This window comes from Bradyrhizobium denitrificans, assembly GCF_013179005.1.
Taxonomy (GTDB): domain Bacteria; phylum Pseudomonadota; class Alphaproteobacteria; order Rhizobiales; family Xanthobacteraceae; genus Bradyrhizobium; species Bradyrhizobium denitrificans.
The window spans coordinates 190344-203722 of the sequence record NZ_JABFDP010000009.1; the positions used below are offsets into that span (position 1 = coordinate 190344).

Sequence of the window (13379 nt, forward strand, 5' to 3'; positions counted from 1 at the left end):
TTGGAACCCCGCGATCGCGAAGGGACCATCGGCCTCGCGAGGCCAGATGACAACAAGAGGAGCGGGCTGGTCGTCGTGGTCGGCCCTTACTTGCGAGCGCGCCGCGGCGACGATGGCGCGCAAGCGAGCCACGCCGACATGCGTGATTTCGAAGCCCGAATCGACGAGGCCGCCGGCCTGGCGCGAGCAATCGATCTCACCGTCACGGAGGCGATCCTCGCGCCGATCGCACAGATCCGCCCCGCGACCTATCTCGGCAAAGGCAAGGTTGACGAGATCGCGGGCGTGATCGCCGGGCAGGGGGCCGAGCTCGTCGTGATGGATTGCGCGCTGTCGCCGATCCAGCAGCGCAACCTGGAGAAGGCCTGGAACACCAAGGTGCTCGATCGCACCGGGCTGATCCTTGAGATCTTCGGCCGCCGCGCCAAGACCAAAGAAGGCGCGCTGCAGGTCGAGCTCGCGCATCTCAACTATCAACGCAGCCGCCTGGTACGGTCCTGGACCCATCTCGAACGCCAGCGGGGCGGTTTCGGCTTCATGGGCGGTCCGGGCGAGACCCAGATCGAGGCCGACCGCCGGCTGATCGGCGACCGCATCACCCGGCTCGAGAACGAGCTGAAGAAGGTCCAAGCGACGCGGCGGCTGCACCGCGCCGGACGGCAGCGCGTGCCGTATCGCGTGGTGGCGCTGGTCGGCTACACCAATGCGGGCAAGTCGACGCTGTTCAACCGCCTCACCCGCGCCGACGTGCAGGCCGCCGACATGCTGTTCGCAACGCTCGATCCGACCTTGCGGGCGATCACGCTGCCCCATGGCGGCAAGGCGATGCTGTCGGACACCGTGGGCTTCATCTCGAATCTGCCGACGCAGCTCGTCGCGGCATTCCGCGCCACGCTCGAGGAGGTGCTGGAGGCCGACGTGATCCTGCACGTGCGCGACATGTCGCATGAGGACGCCGAGGCGCAGCAGCATGATGTCGAGCTGGTGCTCGGTCAGCTCGGCATCGATCCCGAAGCGACCGACACCATCATCGAAGTCTGGAACAAGATCGACCGGCTTGACGAGGCGGCACGCGAGAACCTCGCCAACATCGCGAGCCGCCGGCCGCCGGAGCGGCCATGCCTGCTGGTGTCTGCCCATACCGGGGAGGGCGTCGACGCGCTGCTGCAGGCCATCGAGGACCGGCTTGCCGCGGCCCGGACCACGCTCGATTTGACCATCGACGCCGCCGACGGCGCCGGCATCTCCTGGCTCCATCGCAACGCCGAGGTGCTGAGCAAGGAGCTGCACGAGGGGCATTACGACATGACGGTGCGTGTGGATGCGACCAAGCGCGATATCGTCGTCGAGCGCTATCACGGCGTGCCCAGGGTCGCGTGAGCTGCCCTTTTTTCTGCTCTCCCTGCAGATGCAGCTACAACGGCGTGATGTTGACGTGCAGCACCGCGGCGCGGCCATCGTCCAAGGCTGCAAGGCAGCTCCGGATGGCAGCATCGAGCTCATCAGGATCGTCGACCCGCTCGCCATGGGCGCCGAAGGCGCGGGCGATGTCGACAAGCCGCCGCTGCTCGTCCTGGCGGCCGGTGGCGAGCCGGGACAGGAACGAATCCGTCTGCTGCGCGACGCCGTCCGGATAGACGCGTTGCACCGACGCCTTCACCGCCTGCCAACCCTTGTTGTCGAGGATCACGGAGAAGATCGGCAACCGGTACTGCTGCGACACGGCATAAACCGAATCCGGGGCAGCGAAATGGAAGGCGCCGTCGCCGACGATCTGCACCACGCGGTGCGAGGGATTGGCGAGCTTCAATCCGAGCGCCATGCCGCCGCTGAAGCCGAGCCCGCCGCCGGCGAGGCCCACATAGGTCATGGGCTTGGTGCGGCGCAGCTGCTGTTGCAGCACCGGCGCGTTGCGGACAGCCTCGTTGACCACGATGTCGTCCTCCGACAGCAATGCCTGCAGCCGCGCGAACAGATAGGCCGGGTTGATTGCGCCGGGGGATCCCTTGTTTGCAGCGGCGGCCATCCGCTTGGCCTGTGCGGCCTCGCGCGCAGGCCTCCAGCTGGCGATCCGATCACGCACCTTCCGCATGTAGGAATCGTTGCCTCGGGCGATGACGATCTCCAGCACTTGGCGCAGGATGACCGCGGAATCGCCCTGAATGCGAAGGTCGGTCGCAAATCCCCACATCGGGATGTCGGCCTTGAGGGCGTCGATGTCGATCTGGATCCAGCGCAACCGATCGGCTGACTTCAGCAGCTGTGGAATGAACGGCACGTCGATGTCGATAAGCAGCCCGAGGTCGGCGTCTGCGACGAGCATCGCCGGGTCGGAGCCGGCGAAGCAGGGCGAGTCCTGGCAGATGTTCATCGTAACGGGATTGAACTCGACGACCCGAATGCCGCAGACGAGCGCCAGTCGATCCAGTACCGAAACGGCTTCGGCGCTGCGGCCCAAATAGGCGGTCAAGGCGATCGGGTTCTCCGCAGTCATGAGCGCGTCAGCGATCGCCTGAGCGCGCTCCGGCTCCACGCCGCCGGCCCTGACGCTGCCATAGCGCGCGGGCGGATAGGCCGGCATCGCGTCGTCGTCCCAGGCTTCGGCCAGCACTTCGCGCGGCAGCATCATGGAGACCGGCCCGGGCGGGTCGCTGTGCATGAACGCGGCGGCGCGGGTCAGCGCCTCCTTGACGACCACGCCCGAGGGCAGCGTGTACTCCCACTTCACGTAGGGACGCACGATGCTGCCCTGGTCGAAGCTGTCCTGCACGAAGTGAACATAGGTGTCGCGTCCGCCCGGCAATTCGCCATGGATCGCGAACGGGGCTCGTCCCGCAATCAGCAGCACCGGCAGCCGATAGCGGAACGCATTCTGAATGGCCATGCAGGCATTCGCGGTGCCGGCATCGACGTGAACGAAGACGGCCTGGCCGCGGCCGGTCGTCATCGCGTAGCCCATCGCCATGTGCACCGCGACCACTTCATGAGGACACAGGATCACCTCCGGGTGCCGTCGACCTTCGCTGTCCCAGCGCGCGATCTCCTCGATCAGCGAGACATGATCGGTGCCGAGATTGGCGAAGATGTACTCCACGCCGAGATCGATGAGGGCTTCGAGGAAGTAATGCGCGGTGCGATGGTGCGTGGTGGCGCGGGACTGCGGATCAGGCAAGGGCAGCTTCGTCACGGTGCGTGGTCCCCAGTTCGTTGGCATTGCCGCGCAGGCGATCGAACAGGCGTCCGGGTGCATGCGGTGCGGTCATGCCGCGCCAGGCGATGTGCGAATCCGGCCGTATCAGGAGCAGGCTTTCCGCAAAGCCATAGCCAGTTCTGGCGCGATCGACGTCGACCAGCGCCAGCGGGACGCCGTGGCGGGCAGCCGCATCGACCAGGCCTGCGACATCGACGGCCGGGTCGAACCGGACCAGCGTGTAGGCCGGCCCCAGCGCGTCCAGCAGCGAGCGCCCATCGGGCAGCCAGACATGGGGTGCGCGGGCGCCCGGTGCCGTCGACGCGGTGAAATGACCCATGCCGTAGGGCGGCGGCGTTTCGCCGTCGTAGCAGATCGCCGGTGACCGGTCGTAGTAGTAGCCGAAGTTCAAGCCGGCGCAGCAATATTGCTGCACGTTGAGATCATAGGCGGCCTGGCCGACCTTGCTGCGCGCCGCATCGCCGACCGGACCATCGATCTCGACTTCGGCCGGCACGGAGCGTCTCTGGCTCATGACGGCGAGCGCGTGGTTCATCGCGAAATGCGAGACCTGTTCGGTGATTGGCTGCCGCTCCGCTTCATAGGCGTCGAGCAGGGCAGGGCTGGCCCAGCCGCTGATGACGCCGGCGAGCATCCAGCACAGATCGACCGCATCGGCGATGCCGGCATTCATGCCGTAGCCGGCATAGGGAATCCACAGATGTGCAGCATCGCCGCAGATGAAGGCGCGGCGATCCCGGAAGCGGTCGGCGACCAGGCGGCGGCCGATCCAGTCCTCCTTGCTGATGATGTCATATTGGAAGCGGTCGTCGACGCCAAGGATGGTGCGCAGCGCCCAATCGCGATCGACGCTGTCGAACTCGACCTCTTCCGCCGCGAGATGGTTGTGGATCAGCCAGTTGTCGCGGCCATCGATCGCGACCGTGGTGCCGCAGCGACGCGGATTGAGCGACATCGTCATCCAGGCCGGCTTCTGGGTGATCAGCTCCTTGAGCGCCGGGGCGTGAATGTAGGTCGACTGCACCCGCTGCACCACGTCGGTGCCGCTGAGGCGTGAGCCGATCAGCTTGCGCACGGTGGAGCGGCCGCCATCGCAGCCGATCAGATAATCGGCGGCGATGACGATCTCCTGATCGGCGTCCAGATCGCGCGCCCGCGCGATCACGCCGTCGTCGCGCTGGTCGAAATGATCGAGCTGGACCCGGTTGAGAATTCGGATCTCGCGTTGCGCCTGCGCACAGGCGAACAGGATGGGCTCGAGATAGATCTGGTTGATGCGGTGGGGCGGCTCCGGCGTCGGCCAATCGGTGTCCGGTCCTCCCGTCGCCGTGTAGCGGTCCTGGCGGGATGGGATCGGAATGCGCGTCAGTTCGCGGCCGACGACCGCGGTGCGATAGGCACAGTCGTTCGGAAAGTCGGCCGGCAGGCCGCCCTCCCGGACCTCCCGGACGATGCCGAGACGGCGGAACACTTCCATCGAACGCGCGGAAACGTGGTTGCATTTGACGTTGGGCGGCTCGCCGGCGCGCCTGATCTCGGCGACCACGACGTCGATGCCGCGTGAGGCAAGGTCCATGGCGGCGGTCAGTCCGACCGGACCGGCGCCCACGATGAGGACCTGGGTTTGAATCGTCTTCATGTCAGTCTCTCTTGCTTTGGATCTAGGCCCGCTCAGGTGTGGAGAGCACACCCGGTTGCGCGTCGTCGGAGGATGGAAGACGGCCGCGCATGCCGAGAAGGGCGAGGCCGAGGATCACCAGCGCCGAACATAGCTGCGGCACCGCGCTGGCCTGGAACAGCGCGGCAACATCCCAATGCGCGGCGAGCATCAAGCCGCCCAGGGTGACGCCGAGGATGGAGCCAAAGCGGCCGATGCCCAGCGCCCAGCCGATGCCGGTGCCGCGGATGTAGGTGGGGTAGATGCGCGCGGCATAGGCGTTGCAGCCGATCTGTCCGCCGATCACCGCCACGCCGGCGATGAAGACGGCCGGCACGAGGATCGGCAATGATGCGCCCGCGATGCCAATGGTGACGATCGAGAGGAAGCCCGCGACGTAGGTCGCGAACAGCACGCGATCGAAGCCGAACCGTTCGATCAGCAGGCCGAGTCCGATCGTGCCCAGCATCCCACCGAGCTGGAACGCGATGCCGACGGCGATCGCCGCCTGGACGTCGAGCCCGACACCATGCGTCAACGTCGGCAGCCAGCTGTTGAGGAAATAGATGTCCATCATGTTCATGAAGAACATGATCCAGAGCAGCAGGGTCGGCAGCAGCCGCCGCTTGGTGAACAGCTGCGGCAGGAGAAAACCCTTGCCGCTCTCTTCGACGATCGTGAAACGCGCATCGGCGGGGAGCATTGCCGACGGATCGATGCGCATCAGCAAGGTGCGCACGCGATCGCTCTTGCTGGTGTCGAGCGCGAGCAGCGACAACGATTCCGGAAGCCAGATGATCAGGATCGGACAGAGAATGAGTGGCAGAGCGCCGCCGATCAGGAAGATGACCTGCCAGCCATAGGCGGTGATGAGCCGGGCCGCCACCGCGCCGCCGATCGCCGACCCCAGCGACACCGTCATGAACATCAGCATGATCAACAGGGTCCGGCGACGCTGCGGCGAATACTCGCCGGTCAGGGCGATCGTATTGGGCAGGACGCCGCCGAGCCCGATGCCGGTGACGAACCTGATCATGACGAGGTCGGACACGCTGGTCGCCTGGGTCGTCGCCAGCGAGCCGAGCGCGAAGACGAGAACGCCGGCGATCACCAGCCATTTGCGCCCGAGATAGTCGGCGAGGGCGCCGAACACCAAGGAGCCGATCATCACGCCGAACAGGGATGCGCCAAACACCGGACCGAGCGCGCCCGGCGCGAGATGCAGGTCCTTGCTGAGCGCGGGCGCGACGAAGCCGAGCGCCTGGGCATCGAAGCCGTCGAGCCCGACCACGAGCGCGCACAGGCAGACGACACGAATCTGAAATGCCGACAGCGGTCGTTCGTCGACGTAGCGCGTGAGATTGATCCCTTGCGTCAAGTGTTCCTCCCCCGTTGCGTTGTTGTTGCAACCGTCCCGCCCGTCGCGGCACAGGCGGTTTTGCAAATATGTTGCATGATCAAACTCTTTCGATTAGCCACAAAATTCTCATTCATTCATGAGGAAAGCTAATGCCCCCGAGCCTGCGGCAATTGGAGGCGCTGGTCCTGGTGTATCGGCTCGGCAGCATCACCAAGGCCGCCGCCGAAATGCGCGTCACGCAATCGGCCATCAGCCTGCTGATCCGGCAGATCGAGGAGAATTTTCAGCTCAAGCTGTTCGACCGGACGACGCGCGCCCTGCATCCGACGGCAGCGTGCCGGGAAGCGATCATGGCTGCCGAGCGCATCCTGGCGGGGGCGCAGGGATTGTCGCGCAGGATGCGCGATCTTGCCGAGATCAAGGCCGGGCGGATTTCCATCGCCGTATCAGCCGGCGTCGCTTCGGCGCTGCTGCCCCGGGTGTTTTCGACGTTTCGCTCGCGCCATCCGGAGGTCAGCATCGATCTGCTCGACGTCGCGCCCGACGAACTGCTCGCTGTCGTGATGGATGGGCGTGCCGAATTCGGCCTCGGCAGCGTCGAGGACGAGGGGGTGCCGGAGGCGCGTGTCGAAACGCTGATGCGAAGTCCGCTGTCGGCCATCGGGATCAAGGATGGCGAGTTCGAACAGCAACGTCGTCTGACATGGGACGGCATCATGAGCGCGGACGTGATCATGATGCGCCATGGCACGCGAATCCGCCGTCAGATCGACGAGGCGCTGGCACAGACCGGGCGAGCGCTGAAGCCTGCGTGGGAAGTGTCGCTGATCACGACCGCGCTGGCGCTCACTGCCGAAGGGGCTGGCATCAGCATCCTGCCCGGGCACATGCTGCCGAAGGCACAATTCCCGACGCTGGCCGCCGTCCCCCTGTCGCAGCCGACGATCTATCGACACGTCTCCTTGCTGAGCCGCGCCGACTTTGGATTGTCGCCGGCCGCACAGCGCTTTGTGGAGATCGCAAAAGACCTCCTCTCGAACAAGGCTGGCTGATGCCGCCGCGGAGCGGCGGCGCTAGGTCTCCAGGCGCTTCGCCTCGTTCCACAGCTCGTCCATCTCGTCGAGCGAGGCTTCCTCCAGCGTGCGGCCGTTCGCGGCCAGTGTCTGCTCGATAAAGGCGAAGCGGCGTTCGAACTTGGCGTTGGTGCCCCGCAAGGCGGTCTCGGGATCGACGTCGGCATGACGGGCGAGATTGACCAGGGCGAACAGGAGATCACCGGTCTCTGCGCTCAGCTCCGTCGCATCTCTCTTGTCGAGCGCGGCCTCGATCTCGTCGGCCTCCTCGCGGATCTTCTGCAGCACGGCGCGCGGATCCTTCCAGTCGAATCCGACGGTCGCCGCCTTGCGCTGCAGCTCCATCGCCCGCACCAACGCCGGCTGTCCGGCCTTGATGCCCGACAGCAGCGAGGCCTTGCCGGTCTGCTCCTCGGGCGGCCGACGCGCGGCGCGCTCGGCCTTCTCCTCGGCCTTGATGCGGTCCCAGGTGCCTTTGGTCGGTTGGGTGACGTTGCCATCCTTGTCCGGGAAGACATGCGGATGGCGGCGGATCATCTTCTTGGTGATGCCCTCGACGACGTCGCCGAACGCGAACGCGCCTTGCTCCTCGGCGATGCGGGCGTGATAGACCACCTGCAGCAGCAGGTCGCCGAGTTCCTCGCGGAGGTCGTCGAGATCGTTGCGCGTGATCGCGTCCGCCACCTCATAGGCTTCCTCGATCGTGTAGGGTGCGATCGTCTGGAAGGTCTGCTCGACGTCCCATGGACAGCCGGTCACGGGGGTGCGCAGCGCCGCCATGATCTCGATCAGGCGTGAGATGTCGCGGGAAGGGGGCATGGCAGGTCCTGAAGCAGCTGTCGTTCCGCTCCTGTATGCCTCAACCCTTCCGCAGCTCCCAGCGAAAAGGCGATGCAACGCCGCAGGACAGCGGGTTGGCCGCACCAGGCGATGGTGCTAAGCGATGCAGATGAGCGACACGCATGACATGACGGCCCTGGTGCTGTTCTCGGGCGGGCAGGATTCCACGACCTGCCTGGCCTGGGCGCTCGACCGCTTCGCACGCATCGAGACGATCGGCTTCGATTACGGTCAGCGCCATGCGATCGAGCTCGATTGCCGGGCCCGTCTGCTGGACGGACTTGCGCAGCTGCGGCCGGAATGGGCCGGTAAGCTCGGCGATGGTCACACGCTGGAGATTCCAACGCTGTCAGCGATCTCCGAGACCGCGCTGACGCGCGATGTCGCGATCGAGATGGGCGCCGATGGCCTGCCCAATACGTTCGTCCCAGGCCGCAACCTGGTGTTCCTGACCTTCGCCGCCGCCTTGGCCTATCGGCGCGGCATCAGCCACATTGTCGGCGGCATGTGCGAGACGGATTATTCCGGCTATCCCGACTGCCGCGACGAGACCATCAAGGCGCTGCAGGGTGCGCTCAGCCTCGGCATGGCGCGCCCCTTCGAGCTGCACACGCCGTTGATGTGGCTCTCCAAGGCGGCGACATGGCAGCTGGCCTATGATCTCGGCGGAAGAGATCTGGTCGACCTGATCCGGGATCAGTCACACACCTGCTATCTCGGTGAGCGAGGTGCGCGCCACGATTGGGGCTATGGCTGCGGTGCGTGCCCCGCTTGCGATCTGCGCGCCAGAGGATGGCACGAATACATCGCAGGGAGCGCACAGTCCTGACCCGACGCGGGCCAGGAGGCCCAGCGTAGGCGTGATTGGCGGTTGAACTCAGGCTGCCTCGTGGTCCGACGGCTCGCGCTGGCTGACGATGACGAGATCGTTGTCTGCAACGTCGTGACCATCGTCGACATCGTTCGCAGCAGCGGACGCGGCCTTCGCGGCGAGACGTGCCGTGATGTCGTCATTGCCGTCGCGGCCGGCCTTTTCCCAGGCCGGCGCGTTGAGCACGATGATGTCATCGTCATGGACGGCCTCGGCGTCATGATCGACGGGAACGATCGAGGGCGACTCGACGGCCGCTTCGACGACGCGCAGCGCCGGTGCGCCAGCTTCTTCCGGCTCGGCGACGTCTTCATCCGCGACCTCAGCCTCGACGGCCGCGTCCGCGTCGCTCACCGATGCGGTCTCGATGTCCGGCTCGGCGGAAGCGAGCTCTTCTGCCGGAGCCTCCAGTTCGGCGTCATCGGCTTGTGCGCTGGGCGCGACTGCCGCGGTCTCCGGCGCTTGTGACTCCGATTCCGCCGCGCTGCTCGGTTCGGCTGCCGCGTCATCATTGGTGGCCAGTCCGAGATGCTGCGAGATCTCCTTGATCACCTTGTCGATGGCCATCAGCACGCGGTATTCCGGAATCGAGGTCATGTGCTGCTCGAAACGGTTGCGCGCATATTGCAGCGAGTCGATCACGTCGGCGGCAATGCTGGAGCCTGAGGCCTCGGTGCCGTGCAGCGCGCCGGCGGCCTTCTCGGTCGAGCTCTCGATCAGCAGGAAGGCCTCATATTGCGGGATCGATTTGAGCTTCTCGTGATAGTCCCGACGCACGCCGGCGAGCGTGTCGACGATAGAAGCGAAAGACTCAGGCGCAGGCATTACGACGTCCCCTCAACTTCCTCAGAAAGCATGCGGGACGCTATGGGCGCACTGATGAACGTTCAATTTCGAACAAATACGGCTCTTCGCATCATGAATACCTGCCCGTTAAGACGGGATCATCGAATGCCTCGCAAACCGGTCACGCGAATTTAACGATGTCACTGGCCGCAGGCGCTCAACCGCCGAAGTCCTCAGGCCGCAGCTCGATCGGCTTGCCATGCGGGGTGCGATCGGCGGCGTGATCCCAGGCGTCGCGGTAGCGCGCGAGATGGGCCGGCGTGGTCACGCCCTTTTCCGCCACCAGCCGCTCTAATGTCGCCAGCCAATGCCGGTAATAGGTGTCGCCGCAATCCGCGTCGCCTGCCTCCTGGGCGCGGGAAATCTCCTCGGCGAGCGCAGCCGCCCATTCGGGCCAGGTGAACAGGCCGCGCGCGTGCAGCGTCACCGCCATCGCGAAGGCGTGCGCTTCCCAAGGCTCGCGAAACACCGGCCCGTCCTGGTCGACCGGAATGCCGGGCAAAGCGCGGGTTGCTGCCAAGGCGGCGTGCCGATCGGGAGCGGTCATGCGCGCTCCAGATACGGCTCGAACGCATCGACGGTCACTTCCAGGAGCGGATCGGGGGCATCGGCCCACAGCTCCGTGCCGCTGAAGGACACGGTGTAGAGCCATTGCGGGTCTTCTCCCTGGCCATGCGCATTGCTGTCGGGAAACACGTGCATGCCCCTGATCGCGTCAATGCGGCCGACATGACCGCGCACATAGCGCGGCAGTCGCGTATGCGTCGGCGGGTGCATGGTCTTGGCGCGCACGCGATCGCCGACCGCAAACAGCGCCGGCCTGGTCTGGGCTCGCTCGGTCGGACCGCCACGGCGCAGCATCGGGGCGACGCCGTCGGCGGTGAGGATCTTGGCGACAGGTCGGGCCGGATGCAGCGCATTGCCGGCGGCGAGTTCATCCGCTTCGACCAGATGACGCTCCTGCATCAGGCGCTCCAGACCGGCGAGCCAGACCTGGTAATAGCTCATGCCGAGATAGTCGGCCGGCGGACGATTCTCGCGCGCGAAGCGCGACATGTCGATGTTCCAGCCGCCCGGCATCGCCATGGCCAAGGTGATGGCCAAGGCACGACGTTCCCACGCCGCGTGAAACACCGGCTCGTTCGGCTCGGGACGGACCGGGCCGAATCCGGCGGCACCGCCCATGTCGTGCGCTCCGTCCATCAGCGCGTCACCTCGTCGGGCCGCTTGGCCAGGCCAGTGCCGATCATGCTGTCGCGGGTGACCAACTCGGCGAGTTGATCCTCGCTCCAGCCTTCCGTGCCGTCGGGGCGCATCGGCACCACGAAATAGCGGATCTCGGCTGTCGAATCCCAGACCCGGATTTTTGTCGTCGCCGGCAGCGCAAAGCCGAAATCCTGCAGCACGCCGCGCGGATCCTTGACGGCCTTGGCGCGGTAGGGCGCGGATTTGTACCACACCGGCGGGAGGCCGAGGACGGGCCAGGGGTAACAGGAGCACAGCGTGCACACGACCATGTTGTGCAGCTCCGGCGTGTTCTCGACGGCGACAATGTGCTCGCCCTGGCGACCGGCATAGCCGAGCTCGCCGATCGCGGGCGTGGCGTCGGACAACAGCCGCGCGCGGAACGCCGGATCGGTCCAGGCGCGCGCGACGACACGGGCGCCGTTGCGCGGGCCGACCTTGCTTTCATAGGTTTCGATCAGCACGTCGAGCGCGGCCGGATCGATATACCCTTTTTCGGTCAGGATGCTCTCGAGGGCGCGGACGCGCAGGTCGGTCTCGGACAATTCCGAGTGATCGTGGTGATGATGATCGTGGTGGTGGTCGGTCATCCGATCAAAATAAGGGTGACCCTGGGGGGTTGTCGAGCAAGGCGTGTGGTCCGGCCGCGGACGGCGCGGCGTGGGCCTGGGCGGAGCTTCAATTCGGCCCGGTTCCCCCTGTTCAAATCGGCGCCCGGATATGGTTCCCTGCGACGCTCGCCTGCCAATGCGAGGCGAAAGCACCACATGATTGAGGTCCATCAATGCCGAACGACGTCTCCCGCCGTGATCTTGCGAAGCTGGCCGGACTGGCTGCCATGGGGGCGGCGGCCGGACCCGCGCACGCGGAGGAGGCTGCGGTGACGGATGATGCCGGGCGTCGTTTTCCCTCTGATTTCGTTTGGGGGACGGCCACCTCGTCCTACCAGATCGAAGGTGGCGCCACCGCCGATGGCCGCGGACCATCGATCTGGGATGTCTTCACCCACACCCCCGGCAAGATCGAGGACGGCAGCACCGGCGACGTCGCTTGCGATCATTACGATCGCTACAAGCACGATGTGCGGCTGATCAAGGAGCTTGGCTGCCGCGCCTATCGCTTCTCGATTGCGTGGCCGCGGCTGTTTCCCGACGGCGGGTTGACCCCCAATCCGAAGGGGCTCGACTTTTACAGCCGCCTCGTCGACGAGCTCCTGGCGAACGGCATCGAGCCCTATGCGACATTGTATCATTGGGATCTGCCGCAGGCGCTGCAGGACCGCGTCGGCGGCTGGCGCTCGGCGGAGACCGCAGCGGCGTTCGCGCATTATGCCGGATATGTGGCCCAGACTCTGAGCGACCGGGTCAAGACCATCTTCACGATCAACGAATGCGGCCGGTTCATTCCGTTCGGCTATGGTCTCGGCATCGATGCGCCCGGGCTGAAACTGCCGCAGCAGGAGGTCAACCAGGCGCGCCATCACGTGGCGCTGGCGCATGGCCTCGCGGTGCAGGCGATCCGTGCCAAGGGGAGGGCAGGTACGCGCGTCGGCATGGCCGAGAACATCACCGCCTGCCTGCCCGCGATCGATACGCCGGAGAACATCCGTGCCGCCGAGATCGCCACGCGCGAGATGAATGCGGGCTTCCTCAACGTGATCCTCGAGGGCCGCTACACCGACGCGTTCCTGGCCTGGTCGGGCAAGGATGCGCCGACATTCACCGCGGACGAACTCAAGACGATCTCCACGCCGGTCGATTTCGTCGGCCTCAACATCTACGCGCCGCAGGCCTATGTCGTGGCGTCTGAGCGCGCGCCGGGGTTCGACGTGTTGCCGATGCCGTCCTCGTTCCCGCATATGAGCTCGCCCTGGCTGCTGGTCGGACCCGAGACCGCCTATTGGGTGCCGAAGCTCGCGGCCAAGATCTGGAACCTCAAGACCATCTACATTACCGAGAACGGCACCTCGTCGGATGACAAGGTGACGGCGGACGGCAAGGTTCATGACCTCGATCGCGTGATGTATCTGCGCAACTATCTCGCGCAGCTGCAGCGCGCAACCTCGGAAGGCGTGCCGGTGAAGGGCTATTTCCTCTGGAGCCTGATGGACAATTTCGAATGGGTGTTCGGCTATAAGCAGCGCTTCGGTGTCTATCATGTCGATTTCGACACCCAGCTGCGTACACCCAAGCTCAGCGCGTCCTATTATCGTCACGTCATCACGCGCAATGCCGTGAGTGCGTGATCTCGGATGTGGTGGGATGCGGCGCCGGGTT

General features: G+C 65.7%; 12 protein-coding genes. 4 read left to right on the forward strand and 8 right to left on the reverse strand.

Features of this window, described 5'->3' with window-relative positions:
• Positions 1 to 1380, forward strand: coding sequence for a GTPase HflX (gene hflX, locus HL671_RS12020; RefSeq protein ID WP_012044141.1), 1380 nt, complete (start codon positions 1 to 3; stop codon positions 1378 to 1380).
• 34 nt (positions 1381 to 1414) lie between these two features.
• Here hflX and HL671_RS12025 read toward each other — a convergent pair whose 3' ends face one another.
• Genes HL671_RS12025 through HL671_RS12035 form a run of 3 tightly spaced genes read right to left on the reverse strand, consistent with a single transcriptional unit; the run spans position 1415 to position 6246 of the window.
• A complete protein-coding gene (locus HL671_RS12025; RefSeq protein ID WP_246579469.1) occupies positions 1415 to 3250 on the reverse strand; it encodes a thiamine pyrophosphate-requiring protein in 1836 nt (611 codons plus the stop codon).
• Positions 3165 to 4850: an FAD-dependent oxidoreductase gene (locus HL671_RS12030; protein WP_172236506.1), complete on the reverse strand. Its 1686-nt coding sequence runs from the start codon at positions 4848 to 4850 to the stop codon at positions 3165 to 3167. The genes HL671_RS12025 and HL671_RS12030 overlap by 86 nt, the downstream gene beginning before the upstream one ends.
• A 22-nt stretch (positions 4851 to 4872) precedes the next feature.
• The gene (locus HL671_RS12035) at positions 4873 to 6246 is read right to left on the reverse strand and encodes an MFS transporter (RefSeq protein WP_041750756.1); all 1374 of its coding nucleotides are present in this window, start codon (positions 6244 to 6246) and stop codon (positions 4873 to 4875) included.
• A gap of 131 nt (positions 6247 to 6377) precedes the next feature.
• Between HL671_RS12035 and HL671_RS12040 the strand changes: the two genes are divergently transcribed.
• Positions 6378 to 7280 carry a LysR family transcriptional regulator gene (locus HL671_RS12040; RefSeq protein WP_012044145.1) on the forward strand — a complete coding sequence of 301 codons (903 nt, stop codon included), beginning with the start codon at positions 6378 to 6380 and terminating at the stop codon, positions 7278 to 7280.
• A 21-nt stretch (positions 7281 to 7301) separates the two neighbouring features.
• Here HL671_RS12040 and mazG read toward each other — a convergent pair whose 3' ends face one another.
• Positions 7302 to 8120: a nucleoside triphosphate pyrophosphohydrolase gene (gene mazG / locus HL671_RS12045; protein ID WP_172236507.1), complete on the reverse strand. Its 819-nt coding sequence runs from the start codon at positions 8118 to 8120 to the stop codon at positions 7302 to 7304.
• A gap of 130 nt (positions 8121 to 8250) precedes the next feature.
• Here mazG and queC point away from each other — a divergent pair, with 130 nt between their 5' ends.
• Positions 8251 to 8970: a 7-cyano-7-deazaguanine synthase QueC gene (gene queC, locus HL671_RS12050; protein WP_041751522.1), complete on the forward strand. Its 720-nt coding sequence runs from the start codon at positions 8251 to 8253 to the stop codon at positions 8968 to 8970.
• Between the two features lie 48 nt (positions 8971 to 9018).
• Here the strand turns inward: queC and HL671_RS12055 are convergent, their stop codons facing one another.
• From HL671_RS12055 to nthA, 4 genes are all read right to left on the reverse strand, one after another.
• The gene (locus HL671_RS12055; RefSeq protein WP_012044149.1) at positions 9019 to 9837 is read right to left on the reverse strand and encodes a hypothetical protein; all 819 of its coding nucleotides are present in this window, start codon (positions 9835 to 9837) and stop codon (positions 9019 to 9021) included.
• Between the two features lie 178 nt (positions 9838 to 10015).
• The gene (locus tag HL671_RS12060; RefSeq protein ID WP_012044150.1) at positions 10016 to 10405 is read right to left on the reverse strand and encodes a nitrile hydratase accessory protein; all 390 of its coding nucleotides are present in this window, start codon (positions 10403 to 10405) and stop codon (positions 10016 to 10018) included.
• Positions 10402 to 11061 (reverse strand): nitrile hydratase subunit beta, encoded by a 660-nt coding sequence (gene nthB / locus HL671_RS12065; RefSeq protein WP_172236508.1) that lies wholly within the window; start codon positions 11059 to 11061, stop codon positions 10402 to 10404. Before nthB ends, HL671_RS12060 begins: the two co-directional genes overlap by 4 nt.
• The gene (nthA, locus tag HL671_RS12070; protein WP_012044152.1) at positions 11061 to 11693 is read right to left on the reverse strand and encodes a nitrile hydratase subunit alpha; all 633 of its coding nucleotides are present in this window, start codon (positions 11691 to 11693) and stop codon (positions 11061 to 11063) included. The genes nthB and nthA overlap by 1 nt, the downstream gene beginning before the upstream one ends.
• A gap of 194 nt (positions 11694 to 11887) precedes the next feature.
• On the opposite strand from nthA, the gene HL671_RS12075 reads away from it, so the two are divergent.
• On the forward strand, positions 11888 to 13348 hold the full coding sequence (locus tag HL671_RS12075) for a GH1 family beta-glucosidase (protein WP_012044153.1): 1461 nt from the start codon (positions 11888 to 11890) through the stop codon (positions 13346 to 13348).
• The last annotated feature ends 31 nt before the right edge of the window (positions 13349 to 13379 follow it).

What these genes read in the sequence shown, in the direction of transcription:
- HL671_RS12025 (WP_246579469.1), bottom strand. Translation starts at nt 3,250, where the DNA reads ATGCACCCGGACGCCTGTTCGATCGCCTGCGCGGCAATGCCAACGAAC.
- HL671_RS12030 (WP_172236506.1), bottom strand. Translation starts at nt 4,850, where the DNA reads ATGAAGACGATTCAAACCCAGGTCCTCATCGTGGGCGCCGGTCCGGTC.
- HL671_RS12040 (WP_012044145.1), top strand. Translation starts at nt 6,378, where the DNA reads ATGCCCCCGAGCCTGCGGCAATTGGAGGCGCTGGTCCTGGTGTATCGG.
- mazG (WP_172236507.1), bottom strand. Translation starts at nt 8,120, where the DNA reads ATGCCCCCTTCCCGCGACATCTCACGCCTGATCGAGATCATGGCGGCG.
- queC (WP_041751522.1), top strand. Translation starts at nt 8,251, where the DNA reads ATGAGCGACACGCATGACATGACGGCCCTGGTGCTGTTCTCGGGCGGG.
- HL671_RS12055 (WP_012044149.1), bottom strand. Translation starts at nt 9,837, where the DNA reads ATGCCTGCGCCTGAGTCTTTCGCTTCTATCGTCGACACGCTCGCCGGC.
- HL671_RS12060 (WP_012044150.1), bottom strand. Translation starts at nt 10,405, where the DNA reads ATGACCGCTCCCGATCGGCACGCCGCCTTGGCAGCAACCCGCGCTTTG.
- nthB (WP_172236508.1), bottom strand. Translation starts at nt 11,061, where the DNA reads ATGGACGGAGCGCACGACATGGGCGGTGCCGCCGGATTCGGCCCGGTC.
- nthA (WP_012044152.1), bottom strand. Translation starts at nt 11,693, where the DNA reads ATGACCGACCACCACCACGATCATCATCACCACGATCACTCGGAATTG.
- HL671_RS12075 (WP_012044153.1), top strand. Translation starts at nt 11,888, where the DNA reads ATGCCGAACGACGTCTCCCGCCGTGATCTTGCGAAGCTGGCCGGACTG.